Source organism: Marinagarivorans algicola, assembly GCF_001292705.1.
Classification (GTDB): domain Bacteria; phylum Pseudomonadota; class Gammaproteobacteria; order Pseudomonadales; family Cellvibrionaceae; genus Marinagarivorans; species Marinagarivorans algicola.
Genome location: NZ_LGAK01000029.1, coordinates 42,833 through 56,470 on the forward strand (window position 1 = coordinate 42,833; position 13,638 = coordinate 56,470).

General features: G+C 47.3%; 12 protein-coding genes. 3 read left to right on the plus strand and 9 right to left on the minus strand.

Annotated elements, in window-relative coordinates; genetic code table 11:
• The first annotated feature begins 209 nt into the window (after nucleotides 1-209).
• Complete coding sequence (locus tag AC438_RS10730) at nucleotides 210-947, plus strand: phosphoadenylyl-sulfate reductase (RefSeq protein ID WP_053981255.1); 738 nt, start codon at nucleotides 210-212, stop codon at nucleotides 945-947.
• Nucleotides 948-1,040: 93 nt separating this feature from the next.
• On the opposite strand, the gene ilvA is transcribed toward AC438_RS10730, so the two are convergent.
• From ilvA to prmB, 8 genes are all read right to left on the minus strand, one after another.
• Nucleotides 1,041-2,570, minus strand: a complete 1,530-nt coding sequence (gene ilvA, locus AC438_RS10735; RefSeq protein ID WP_053981256.1) for a threonine ammonia-lyase, biosynthetic — start codon at nucleotides 2,568-2,570, stop codon at nucleotides 1,041-1,043.
• A gap of 123 nt (nucleotides 2,571-2,693) precedes the next feature.
• Complete coding sequence (locus AC438_RS10740) at nucleotides 2,694-3,497, minus strand: BamJ family beta-barrel-assembly machinery protein (RefSeq protein WP_053981257.1); 804 nt, start codon at nucleotides 3,495-3,497, stop codon at nucleotides 2,694-2,696.
• A gap of 296 nt (nucleotides 3,498-3,793) precedes the next feature.
• Complete coding sequence (locus AC438_RS10745; RefSeq protein WP_053981258.1) at nucleotides 3,794-4,258, minus strand: TIGR02444 family protein; 465 nt, start codon at nucleotides 4,256-4,258, stop codon at nucleotides 3,794-3,796.
• A 253-nt stretch (nucleotides 4,259-4,511) separates the two neighbouring features.
• A complete protein-coding gene (locus AC438_RS10750; RefSeq protein WP_053981259.1) occupies nucleotides 4,512-5,621 on the minus strand; it encodes an OmpA family protein in 1,110 nt (369 codons plus the stop codon).
• A gap of 447 nt (nucleotides 5,622-6,068) precedes the next feature.
• Nucleotides 6,069-6,650: a prepilin-type N-terminal cleavage/methylation domain-containing protein gene (locus AC438_RS10755; RefSeq protein ID WP_082354107.1), complete on the minus strand. Its 582-nt coding sequence runs from the start codon at nucleotides 6,648-6,650 to the stop codon at nucleotides 6,069-6,071.
• A 228-nt stretch (nucleotides 6,651-6,878) separates the two neighbouring features.
• Entirely contained in the window at nucleotides 6,879-8,606 is a 1,728-nt protein-coding gene (locus AC438_RS10760; RefSeq protein ID WP_053981261.1) for a monovalent cation:proton antiporter-2 (CPA2) family protein, read from the minus strand.
• 65 nt (nucleotides 8,607-8,671) lie between these two features.
• Nucleotides 8,672-8,962, minus strand: a complete 291-nt coding sequence (locus AC438_RS10765) for a SemiSWEET transporter (RefSeq protein WP_053981262.1) — start codon at nucleotides 8,960-8,962, stop codon at nucleotides 8,672-8,674.
• Between the two features lie 4 nt (nucleotides 8,963-8,966).
• Nucleotides 8,967-9,890, minus strand: coding sequence for a 50S ribosomal protein L3 N(5)-glutamine methyltransferase (prmB, locus tag AC438_RS10770; protein WP_053981263.1), 924 nt, complete (start codon nucleotides 9,888-9,890; stop codon nucleotides 8,967-8,969).
• Between the two features lie 135 nt (nucleotides 9,891-10,025).
• Between prmB and AC438_RS10775 the strand changes: the two genes are divergently transcribed.
• Both AC438_RS10775 and AC438_RS10780 read left to right on the plus strand, forming a co-directional pair.
• The gene (locus AC438_RS10775) at nucleotides 10,026-11,414 is read left to right on the plus strand and encodes a DUF2868 domain-containing protein (protein WP_053981264.1); all 1,389 of its coding nucleotides are present in this window, start codon (nucleotides 10,026-10,028) and stop codon (nucleotides 11,412-11,414) included.
• A complete protein-coding gene (locus AC438_RS10780) occupies nucleotides 11,411-12,868 on the plus strand; it encodes a DUF3482 domain-containing protein (protein ID WP_053981265.1) in 1,458 nt (485 codons plus the stop codon). Before AC438_RS10775 ends, AC438_RS10780 begins: the two co-directional genes overlap by 4 nt.
• Before the next feature lie 57 nt (nucleotides 12,869-12,925).
• Here AC438_RS10780 and AC438_RS10785 read toward each other — a convergent pair whose 3' ends face one another.
• The gene (locus AC438_RS10785; protein WP_053981266.1) at nucleotides 12,926-13,603 is read right to left on the minus strand and encodes a class I SAM-dependent methyltransferase; all 678 of its coding nucleotides are present in this window, start codon (nucleotides 13,601-13,603) and stop codon (nucleotides 12,926-12,928) included.
• Nucleotides 13,604-13,638 lie beyond the last annotated feature (35 nt).

Here is a 13,638-nt window from a genome sequence, read left to right on the forward strand (position 1 = left end):
GCACTGATTCGGCGAAAACCGCCTTTCAATGAACCCGCCTGTTGCGCCATAAAACAAGAATAGCCCAAAACCTACTTTGCGCGAGAGAATGCTTGAACTTTTGATGAGCAATGAAATAGATCCGACAAAATGACGCCTAAAGCAACATTTGGGTGAGCTCTGGTAATTTGGTATGCTCTACCTTTTAACGCAACCAGCGAGAGACCTTTATGATTGCTACAGATAAAAGCCCAGATTTTAGTGAGCTCGACACGCAACTCCAAAGCAAAAGCCCGCGTCAAATTATTGAATATGCTTTTTCACAACACGAAAATATCGCTATCTCTTTTAGTGGCGCCGAAGACGTCGCATTGATTGATATAGCCAGTAAACTGCGCCCAGATGTGCAGGTTTTTACCCTAGATACTGGTCGCCTGCACCCCGAAACCTACCAATTTATTGATCGCGTACGCGATCACTATAAAATCAATATCGACGTACTTGCACCACAAGCTGCTGCGGTACAAGCACTCACCACCGAAAAAGGCTTTTTTAGCTTTTATCAGGACAACCATCAGGAGTGTTGCGGTATTCGAAAAATAGAACCACTCAAGCGAAAACTCGCGAATATGGATGCTTGGATAACAGGCCAGCGCAAAGATCAAAGCCCAGGAACACGCCTAGGAATCCCAGTGATTCAAACCGATGAGAATTTTGCAGGACCCAAACGCACGCTAACCAAATACAACCCACTCGCCAACTGGTCTTCGGATGATGTATGGACACACATTCGCGCACTAGAAGTACCTTATAATACACTGCATGACCAAGGCTTTATTTCAATCGGTTGCCAGCCGTGCACTCGCCCTGTAGGGCCCAACCAGCATGAGCGCGAGGGTCGCTGGTGGTGGGAAGATGCCACCAAAAAAGAATGCGGATTGCACAATACCAACCTCAATGGCGGATAAGTAAACCGCAGGGCATGCTGATTTTTGCCCACATCACCTGATGTTTATCAGCGACCTAACCCTCAGGCATCAATATAACCCCGCATGCCATACTTATTGATTAAGTGACGCCAGGAATTGTTGGTACGCGGGGTTATTCGTCTCTTCCCAAAAAGCATAATTTAGCGCTTTTAGGGCTTTTTCTACATCGGGACGCTGCAATGGGGCAACTTGCAAACCAATCAATACCCGACCATAAGCTGCGCCATGGTTGCGATAGTGGAAAAGCGATATATTCCAGCGATTGGCTAATAAAGTTAAAAACTTTAACAGTGCGCCTGGTCGCTCAGGAAATTCAAAACGATAGACAACTTCATCTTTTAAAGTCGCTGGCGCATGCCCGCCAACAAGATGGCGAATATGCAATTTAGCCATTTCATTATCGGTCATATCGATAACGCCATAACCTTGGCGCGTCAACAGTGCCAGTAACGCCTCTTTATCGTCACTCGCAGGTGTGATTTGCAAGCCCACAAAAATCGTTGCCTTAGCGCCACCTGCATAGCGATAGTTAAACTCTGTAATATTGCGCTTACCCAGCAATTCACAAAATTTGAGGTAGGCTCCGGGCTTTTCAGGGATGGTTACAAGTAGGACCGCCTCTCGGCGTTCACCAATTTCGGTTCGCTCAGAGATATAACGTAACCGATCAAAGTTAGTATTGGCGCCACTGTGTACAGCAATCAGGGTTTCGTTTTCACAACCGCTCTCTTGTGCGTATTTTTTGAGGCCTGCAAGTGCGCACGCCCCAGCAGGCTCAGCAATTGATCGAGTATCTTCAAAAATATCTTTAATGGCCGCACAAATTTCATCGGTGGTTACTGTAATCACGCCATCAATGGTATCTTTTAAAACTCGATAATTTTCTTCCCCTATTTGCGCCACGGCAACGCCATCGGCAAAAATCCCCACTTGCGGTAAAATAGCGCGTTTTTTTTGCTTGATGGCCAACTTAAGGCAAGCGGCATCTTCGGGCTCTACCGCATACACTTTGATTTCAGGGCGAACATATTTAATATAAGCGGCCATACCGGCGCACAATCCACCCCCACCTACGGGGATAAAAACAGCATGAATATCGGAGGTATGCTGGCGCAACAGTTCCATAGCAACTGTTCCTTGGCCTGCGATCACATCTGGGTCATCATACGGAGCAATATACGTCAGTGCTTTTTCCTTAACTAACTGCTTGGCTAAATTAGAGGCCTCATCATAAGTATCACCATGCAATACAACATTCGCACCATGGCGCTTAACAGCACTCACCTTAATAGCGGGCGTTGTTTGCGGCATCACAATGGTCGCAGGTACGCCCATATGACGGGCCGAGTAAGCCAAACCTTGAGCATGATTACCCGCCGATGCCGCAATAACACCGCGCTCGCGCAGCGATTTGGGTAGCTTAAGTAGCTTGTTATATGCACCACGAAGCTTAAACGAGAAAACAGGTTGTAGATCTTCACGCTTCAAATACACTTTATTACGTGTTTTTTCACACAACAAGGGTGCGTAATCGAGCGGGGTTTCTACGGCAAGATCATAAATACGCGCATCTAATATGCGCTTGATATAAGACTGTGGCATAAAACAGGATGACTTAAAGTGAAAACCCTCATACTACTGGATGAGCGCTGCTAAGTCATGGGCTACAAAATAGACACGCATAAAAAAGCCCGATAAATCGGGCTTTTTTATTGACTGAGTCTCTTAGTGGGCGTGTGGATCATCACCACCGTGCGCTGCGCCATGAGCACCGCCATGACCCGCAGGTGCTTCTGGGTTGATTTCTAACAATTCAACTTCAAACACCAATGCTGAATTAGGACCAATAGGACCTGTACCATTTTCGCCATAGGCAAGCTCAGCTGGAATATAAAGCTCAAATTTTTCACCTACCTTCATCAACTGTAAGCCTTCAACCCAGCCCTGAATAACACCTGAAACAGGGAAGCTAACAGGCTCGCCGCGATCTTTAGAGCTATCAAAAACAGTGCCGTCTATTAAGGTACCATGGTAATGTACTTTTACAGTATCTTCCGCTTTAGGTGAAGCTGCGCCTTCTTCGGCTGCGCTAATCACTTTGTATTGCAAGCCAGACTCTGTGACTTTAACGCCATCTTTCTTGGCATTTGCGTCCAAGAAGGCTTTACCTTTCGCTAAGTTTTCTGCACCAAGCTTCTTCGCTTCAGCAGCACGCTTTTCTTCTTGCTGAGTCTGGAACTCCATCATGATTTTTTGTTGCTCTTCTTGAGCAATGCGAGGTTCTTTCTCGCTAGCCACATCTTGAATTGCCATGCCCATGACGGTTTTATCCAACGCAAACTCACCTTGCTGAGCTTGCTTAGCCATGCGGTAGCCCACAATGTATGTTACTTTTTGCTCAATAGTCGTGAGTTCAACTTCTGAGGGGGCAGCAGCTTGCGCAGCAGGCTTATTACAACCGGTGGTAATTAATGCAGCCGATACCGCCGCCGCAAGGAGGGTGTTCTTGCAAGAAAACAACGTCTTCATAAATCTATCCTGTATTTTATTAACATTACTAACTGGCTGTTAAACCAAATTAAAAATAAGTGAACTCAATTAAAACAACATCTAATATAAAAAATCACTATTGAGCCAACAATGTCACCCAATAGAAGGCTAACGAATGACTTGAGCATCCAGTCAAGATTCATAAGACCCACTTTAGGCATCTTTGAATCGTGGCTATGCTGTGCATCGTTAGCACAATGCATAATTGGTAATTGCGCGGCATATTAACGCATTAAGTGGCCGCACTGCCAACCCTTACGCGCAATAAATATCAATCATTGTGTGATACATGCCAAAGCGTTAGCATACAAAAACTGTGCACTTCGGTCAGCCTCTGGCACCTGATGCTGACGCAAATAATCCAACAACCCAAAGGCAGCGGAATCAGGAGTTAGTTCCTGCAACTGAATATATGACTCTAATCGCTCCAAAATTGCCTTTTCTAGCAATATTTCAGCGGCTAATATGTGACTTTTGATGGCAGCACCGTCAGCCAGCGCAGATGATTTTAATATCTTTCGCACGCTACGCAGTTGCTCAATCATGCCGTGATCAGCCCCTAGGAACTCACGCTTAGCGATAGCAAAGGTCGCCTCATTCAAAAAACGACCATATGCCGCATGCCAACATAGCCAAATCACTAAGCCCACACAAATATTATGGTTATCTTGCAACTGCAAGCATAAAGCTTCTACGGGCTTACGACTATAGAAGCGCTCACAAAAGGGCCAAAGTTTCATAATTTACCGATTTCATCATTTACCCGCCCATTGTTCTTGCAATGGGCGCTGCAATCACGAAGAGCTTATTGCACAACTCATGCGCGCGCAGGACCATACAGATAGGCACCCTAATCACCAGCCAAGCAAGCTCGCCTGTAAGATAACACTATCCATCTGAAACAACAGGCGTAGATAATCCACAGAGACAAAAAAGGCGCTTAAAAAGCGCCTTTGGTGGATTCTACTTATTCAGAGCTTATATAGTGCTGAATTATTTAACTTCAAGCACTTCTTTTTTAGCGCTGACTTTTGCAACAACACGACGGTTAGTGGCTTGATCGGCTTTTGAGTTTTCAGCAACAAGCGGTTGCTCTTCACCATAACCCATCGCCTTCACTCGATGAGACTCAATACCGTACTGCTCAACAATAAGCGCCGCAACTGCATCTGCACGTTTTTGCGAGAGTTTTTTGTTGAAGGCTGCAGAACCGCTGGTATCAGTATGACCTTCAATGACAACCTCGCTATTTTCGTACTGCTCCATAAAGCGCGCTACACCACGAATTTCATTAAAGTACGCCGCATCAACAACATCGCTACCACTCGAGAATTTAACACTCAAATCAATAGAAACATCTTCGCTTAATACAACAGGGCAACCGACAGCATCTACTTTAAGTTTTTTGTCGGTATCCGCACAGTTATCTAAATGATCAGCAACGCCGTCACGGTCAGTATCCAATGCACAACCTTTTGCGTCAACATTAACACCCGCTGGGGTATTGGCACACATATCGGCTGAGTCTTCTACACCATCTTTATCATTATCGGTAAACTCAGCAGCAACAATTTTAGGCGCCGGTGTAGAAGCACCAAAGACATAGCCTAAACCTAGGGTAATCACACTGTGGTTGGAATGCGAATCTAGACCGTGTAACCAGCGGCCGTCGATACGCGCACGAATGCGCTGACTTAAATGTGTTTTTACACCTAAACCAAAGTTAACGGTCTCTTCGTCTTCAGCATCAAAGCCATCGACTTCAGTTTCGAGCATACCTACACCAAAGGCGGCATAAGGTAAAATTTTGCCTTCGTTGGCCAAGTACCACAAACCATCCAAACGCAAATCAGCAACGTCTGTATCGATGCCGTTAATATCCGTCGCCACTTGAGAATAAGAAAGCTCTAAACCAAAAGGCTTATTAAAACGGTAGCCAGCATTGAGGTTAACGCCGACTTTATCTTCTAAGTTAAGCTCTTTATCAAAACCGTAGTAAGGCGCGCCAATACCAATTTCAAAATCGCTTGCAACAGCAACATGGCTCATTGCACCTAAAGTCACTGCTGATACGGCAGCTTTTAACATACTCATTTTTTTCATGGTTGACTCCTAATCGTCCTATCGGATCTTTAAATTATCATTTTTAAAATTCAACAAAAAGATGAACACGGTGTTGAGCCGTCACTTACTGAGTCGCCACGCATTTAAAGTCGAAACGACCATCTTCACGGCTGCATTATAGGAGCCAAGCGCCTGAATAAAGGCTTAACGGCGCGCCAGAAAAAATAAACACATTAGAGATTCAAAAAAAAACCGAATAAGGCACAAAAAAGAAACCAATAAGACACACAGAAATATTCTAAATCTAGGTTATTACATTAAGGCAATACCTAACAATGCCTATAAAATGATTTAAGTGCCTTATTTAAGAGGTAACGTAAGATGTAACGATTGAGCCAAGCTGTAAAATTTTACATGATAAGGTGTGATGGATTATTTCTGGGCCACGAAACTTGAGTACCTCTGAGTAGTCACTTTAACGTCAAATTAAAAAGCCGCAATTATCATTGCTTTATCGGCATTGGTTGGATCTTTTATATCGACAACTTGTAACTGATTGGTCGTCGCACAACGATTAGGTTGTGGACAATGACTAGCTATCACTGTGCCGCGACTATCGAAAAACAAGTAGCTCAGCACCTGCGCGCCAGCGATATGTCGCAGTTGGGCTTTTGGACTGTAATGGGTTGCCCATAATTTATCGTCATCATTAGTCAGCGTACAAGGGTCAACATTAGGTGCCAAACCTTTCGGAATCTGCCTGACTGTGAGCTCAGGTTTACCTTGACTGTCGCTACCGGCGCAGACCACTGCCACGGGTAACGATTGCGCAATGCCTTTAGGGTTTTGCATCGCTCGCGATTTCGCAATGCTCATTGCTTGGCGCAATCGACTTTGTGTTTGCTCAATGTCTGTACGAGTCACCCATTCGCTAGTAAAAGGTAGCGCCACCAGTAGCAAAAGTCCTACCAGTACAACGGTGACAAGTAATTCAATCAATGTAAACCCGCGTGATTTTTTTGAATATAACGCAGATTTCATGTGTCGATAAGAAAGGGGATAGGACATATTTTGCTCTTTTTATTATGATGAATCGATACTTATTAGCGGCCGTCTTATCTGAGCACTTATCGAAGCACTTTGCCGACTAAAGATAAATACCACAAACAAGCCCGTCAAGGAAGCCTCTCACCAAAGGTGCCAACCCATTAGCGCACAAAAAAGCACACGTCCCCTGCCAAAAGGACTTTAGCCGACCGTTTTGACGGGTATTACTACAGGTTTGACCGGTATGACCTACAGGCTCATTTTAGATTTAGGCAGTGCATCATAATTATTGCGCCGAATAACCTCCATGCACGCATTCGCCTCTTCGCGCGGCAAGCCCAATGCACACAAGACATGCCCACTCAACTGTAAGCTGGCCTCTAGTGCTTCGGGCACCACACTTGTGGCTCCTGAGGCTATTAAGTTATGAGAATGCACTGCATCGCGAGCTCGCACCAAAATAGATAACGCTGGCCACTGCGCATGCACCCGCTTAACCATTGTTTCAGATGTCGTAACGTCACCGGTTGTGATTAACAGTGCTGATGCGACAGCGATCCCGGCACGCTCTAGCACATCGACTTTACTGCCGTCACCAAAAAAGACCGGCTCGCCCTTAAGTCGCATGGCTTTAACCAGCTGGGTATTGGCATCAAAGGCAATATAGGGTATGCCCTGACTCGCCAATACCGAAGCCACCGACTGTCCGACGCGGCCAAAGCCCAAAATCACCACGTGACCGTGTATCCTACCGGCATCTTCTTGTGCGACTTCAAGAGCCGGCTCTTGTGTTTGTAATCCCTCTTCAACTTTTTGCCCTAGCCAAGCAAGTACGGGGGTTAACGCCATTGATATACCGGCAACCACCACCATAAATTGACCCACATCAGCAGGCATCAGGCTGTAAGTTAATGTGGCTTGGCCAATCACCACAAACGCAAACTCGCCAGCTTCAGCTAAAATTAAACCGGTGCGCATGCTCGCCCCCCAAGTAGGCAAAAATAATCGCGCAATACAGCTGGCAATAACCGCTTTAATGCCCAGCAAACCCAACACCGACAACAGCACCCAAATGCCTTTATCAAAGGCCATCACAAAGTCGATATTCATACCAACACCCATAAAAAATAGGCCTAGTAACAAACCTTTGAAGGGCTCAATTTCACTTTCTATTTGGTGTCTGAACTCGGTTTCGGCCAGTAATAAACCCGCCAAAAAAGCCCCTAGTGCCATCGATAAGCCAGCCATACCCGTTGCCACCGAGGTAGCCAATACTGCAAGCAAAATCATAGCCGTAAACACATCCACACTCCGGGTTGCTGACGCCACGCGGAATAAGTAGCGCAGTACATACCGGCCAATAATCACAATCACCGCAACCACTAACACAGCTTTGCCCAACGCCAAACCAACATTCACCCACAAACTATCGCCTGAATCACCTCCAAAAACGCCCAATAAAATCAGGATCGGCACAACCGCCAAATCTTGGAACAGTAACGCGGCAAAGGAGGTGCGGCCATGCACGGTAGCGTTTTCGCCTCGCTCGGCTAATAATTGCATCACCATCGCCGTACTCGACAGCGCCAAACACAAGCCAATAATAATGGCCACTTGCACGCTATTGCCCCAAGTCCAGGCCGCCACTGCAATAACAATCGCAGTCAACCCCACTTGTAGCGAACCAAACCCAAAAATAAGCTTACTGTAAGCGCGCAAACGCTCAAACGACAACTCTAAGCCAATGGTAAAGAGTAAAAAAATCACTCCAAGCTCGGCAACATGCTGCACCCCCGCCACATCACTGACCCACCCCAACGCATAAGGGCCAATAATCGCGCCTACCGCCAAATACCCTAATACAGGGCTGACCTTAATGCGCTTCATCATGGGTACCAACACAACAACTGTCACCAAAAAAGCAACAATTTCTAAGACGTAGGGCACAGCGACAATAGGGTGGGCTTCAGTGCTCATAAACAAGATCCTAAGAGTAAGCGTTTTCAATAACCGATTGAGCCGATATGGAATCGATAGCGATGTTAAGTTTTTGCGTTACCCGATTCATTACCCCAGTGTAGGTTAAACACTTTCATACCTAAAATAGGTAACGCGAATAGCTCAGTGCAAATATTGGCCACGATAATAACCCAATCTTTAATAATGATGCCGTAAAGCAACCAGAAAAAAACTCCCACAACAAACATGCTATACATGACAAGCGACAACGTTTTAGTATCGCGCGTTCTCAGGGTGAGCACAGCCTGCGGCGCAAAGGAGCAGGTCGTCAAACATGCCGCCAAGTAACCTATCGTGTCGGGCGCTATAGTCATAAAGTCACTCGCCCATCATATCTAAATCGGCGGCTGTCAACATAAAGACACCATGGCCGCCGTGCTCAAATTCAATCCAAGTAAACGGCACTTCAGCAAAGGCATTTTCGAGTGCATTCCAGCTATTTCCCACCTCGACAATAAGCACACCCTCATCGGTCAAATAATTGCGCGCCTCATGTAACAAACGACGGGTAAAGTCTAAGCCATCGCTGCCCGAACCCAATGCCAGCGCAGGCTCGTGCTGAAACTCAGCTGGCATAGTGCTTAGATCGCCCTCATCCACATAAGGCGGGTTACTCATAATTAAGTCATAACGCTTGCCTTGCAAGCCGGCAAACAAATCGGACTCTATCGCGCTTACGCGCTCGCCCAATTGATAACGATCAATATTGCGCTGCGCAATCACCAGTGCCGGTGCCGATATATCGCTTAAGTCCACTTCTGCCTCTTCAAATAACAGCGCAGCGGCAATACCAATACAGCCACTGCCGGTACACAAATCAAGCACACTCAACGGCGCTTGCGTTAACCACGGCTGAAATCCATTTTCAATCAACTCAGCAAAAGGCGAACGAGGAATCAAGGTATCTTGGCTCACCTCAAAAGGCAGCTCGGCAAAATATGCTTGCCCGGTAATATACGGTAACGGCATGCGCTCGGTAATACGCTTGGTTAGTGCCTCGCATAAAGCACTGCGCTCACTTTCGATGAGCTTGGCCGCGATCACTTGCTCATGCTTACCCCAGGGAATACCCGCTTGCCACAGCACCAGCTGCACCGCTTCATCCCACGCATTGTCGGTGCCATGACCATAAAACAGATCGGCCTCAGCGAGTAACTTAGCGCTAAAGCGCAGCCAGTCTTGCAAGGTGAATAATTCAGTTTTTGCTTGCGCTAAGCGCGATAAAAGGGTGTCTTTTTGCATGTGAACTCACAACGATAAAATGAAAAGTATTGATAATGCGCGCTAGCTTAATAACCCTGCCGCATAAGTCCAGCATTCATCCATAGCCAGCGGGCAAAATCGCGTTAAAATAGCCCGATAAACCAAGGAAATATCATGGATAACACCCCCGCGGCAACCTTTAAACAATACCCGATAGGCCTAGGTTATACCCTTTGGCTAGCCTTTATTGCTTCGCTGCACGGCAGCCGTTGGCAGGCGCAGGCGCAGCTCCACGGCAATGCGCCCTTCTCACAATGGCTCGATCGGCACACTCAAACCCCTCATGGTTTGTGGCTGCACATGCCTCAAGTATTGGGCTTTGTGCTGGGCATAGTGAGTATGGCAGGCGCCCTCACCTACAGTGGTACCAAACCTGTCAATATTTGGCTTATGCTGGGTGTTTTTTGTGCGCTACCATTAATCACTATGCTATGGACCGTTAAACACGTGCTGGCAGGCCCGCACAATCGCGCGCAGTCTTGGTGGGTAAAATATTTTAACCATTCAATGATTAAGCACTTTGGTCTAAGCTCGCCACTGCCTCATACACCGACCCTGGCTCCTTGGCTCATGTGGCGTCTACAGCTTGGCGCAGCTAGCTTTCACATTGCCGCCATGCTCACTTTTAGCCTTATTTTATTATTTAACGATGTTGCCTTTGGCTGGTCATCAACACTGATTAGCGACCCCGCGGCCATTCATGGCTTTTTTAATATAATCAGTCTGCCGTGGCAAGGTCTGATCCTCTCGCCCTCTTTAGCGCTATTAGAGCAAACTCAGTTTTTTTACAGTCAAGAGGCCAGCCCAAGCGCCAGCAGCGAGCACTGGTGGCCACATCTATTATTTGCCCTATTTTTTTATGGGTTAGCGCCCCGCTTGGCTTTATGTGCTTGGCTTAAGCATCGTGCGCAACGCGCCTTTCGCCTAGAACTCGACCATAACCTTCACATTCAGCGCTTTTTACGTGCCTGCCATCAAGTCACTAGCCATAACGCTAAAAGTGCTGGCGCCCTAGAAGCCAACCCGCACACATCAACGCCTGTTTTATCCGGCACATCCTATGCCCCCACTCATTCGCCCACTCATGCACAAACTCACGACACTGAGCCTAACGCCGTGTTTACGCTGCCACAAAATGCGCACTTATTAGTCTGGCAGCGCACGCTGAAGCTCACAGGCCTTAGTAGCAAAACGCTAGGCACACAAAGCTGGCAGCATGATGAGCAATGGCTTAGCCAACAAGATTTTAATACGGCTTCCTTGAAAGACTCTGGCATGAGCACACCGATTATTATCGTCGTACACGCCGAACAAACACCCACCGCCGAGCTGAGCGACCTAATCGCGTTAATTAAAACACCACCACAACTGCTCTTACTCTGCGGTGCAGCTCAGGCTTCTCAACTCAAAAGCTGGCAATACTTTGCTCGCGAACACCACCTTACCCTTCAGGTCGCCAGTCACATCGCAAGCGGCCCAACGCCACCCGAGCCTCAGCTATGAATGTCTTACCCCGCTTTGCCATTGTCGGCCACCCCAATAAGGGGAAATCCAGTATTGTGGCCGCCCTGACCCAACAAGGCCAGGTGGCTATTTCTGAATTGTCTGGTACCACGACACAATCGCAGGCGTTTGAGTTGCGCATACAAGGTGATGCACTTTATAGCCTAACCGATACTCCCGGCTTCCAAAGGCCTAGACAAATGCTCGAGTGGCTACAACAGCAAACCCCCAATGCCGCCGAGCGCTTAGCAGCTATTGAGCACTTTATTACCACCTTTACACCCGTGGCCACTCAGTCGGGCCGCTTTAAAGATGAAATAGAGCTTTTAAAGCCGATATTAGCGGGCGCCAATATTATTTACGTGGTGGATGGCTCGGTGCCCTATAGTCCAGAGTACGAAGCCGAAATGACAATACTACAGTGGACCGGCCAGCCTCGTATGGCGCTAATCAACCCGATTAATGGCGATCACTATATCGATGATTGGCGCAACGCGCTGGGGCAATTTTTTAGCGTGGTACAAGTCTTTAACCCCATGCAAACCGCCATGCAGGAGCAGCTGCGTATACTGCAGGCGTTTGCGCTACTCAACCCACTGTGGCAACCCGCATTGCAAGCCGCCAGCAAAGCCATCAAAAACCAAAACCAACAACAAAAGCAACAAGCTGGCGCCTTAATTGCCCGCTACTTAGCCACTATTTTAGCGTACCAACACAGCATCCCCTTGATTGACAAATCACTCAAAAGTGTTACGCAAAATAGCCTAAGCCAACACTATAGCGCCTACCTCACCAACCAAGAGCAACAGCTTCAACAAGACCTACATAGCCTGTATGCCCACAACAATCTTGATGCATATAACACCCCCATTGATACCAACTACCCCGATCTGCTCGACCAAAGCTACTGGTATTTATTTGGCTTAAGCCGCACCAAACTGATTGCACTATCGGCCTCAGCCGGTGCTGCTGCGGGGGCGCTACTGGATTTGGGAGTCGGCGGCGCCTCACTCATGGCAGGCTCCTTGTTAGGCGGTATTAGTAGTGCAGCCGCCACCACATGGCTTACCGAAAACCCCGAGAAAGTTCGCATTAAGAACCTGCCTATCGGCGGCAAGCAATTGCAAATCGGTCCGGTTACACACTTGCAATTTGCCTTTGTGCTACTGGGCCGCGCACTCAACTATCAGCATGCACTCGCCACTCATTCACACGCCAACCGCAATGCCTTGCATGTTAACGATAACACCGAGCATTGGCTTAACGGACTCAATAAAACCCAGCAGCTCAAGCTCACCCAAATACTGCAAAAGGCACACAAAAGATTAACCGACGCCGATATCAGTCAATGCCAAATGCTAGTTACGCAACTTATCAGCGATGCAAGCGATAATATCAATGCCAACACTCATAACCGCCCCCATGGCAACAACCCCAAAGAGCAAGACCACTAAAAACGCATAGCCACAAAATACACAACAACACAGACGCCGTAAAAGCGGCACTAGGGCTTAGTCTATGGTGTAAAAAGCACCGTTACCAAAGCCCCATAAAGCCTGACCACTGGCGGCATATTTTTTTTCGAATAAAGTCAGGGCTTTGCGGGGGTGTATTTCGGCTATTGTGCCTTTTTGGCCTGTCAGCAATTGCCAAGCAGCCGCAAACTCTTCAATGTAAATCAGCCAATTACTGCGCACCTCAATCACAGGCGCCAATGCATTAAGTAATGGAAAGGCCGCATGCCCATGCCAACGCCGCTGAAAATGCTTCGCTTTTGGGTAAGGGTTGGGGTACAAAATAGAGTGCTTATCAAAGGTAATGCCATGCTCAACACACAGCCGCCAAAAGTCTTCACAGTTGGCCCTAAGCAACAGGCAATTGGCGGGTAAATTGTGTAAATGCTCAGTGTCGCGGGTTAAGCGACTTTGCGATTGATCGAGCCCTACCACCAGCTTATTGGGGTTAGCGCAGGCCAGTCGGTAACTACTTAGGCCGGTGCCACAACAAGAATCTAACAGCATGCCCTCGAGATTGAGTCGCTGCTTGACTTGCAAAAAAGCCTCAAACGCTTGCTGATTATGCAACTGTACAGGCTTTTGAAAGGGGTGCGCCATATGCTTAAGCACAATAGACTCAAGATGCTCATGTAGCCCTTGTTGCGAAGAACTGATTTCGCGTGATTGATTCATAGTATGACTCTAAAACAGGTAGTATGGCTGTGCAA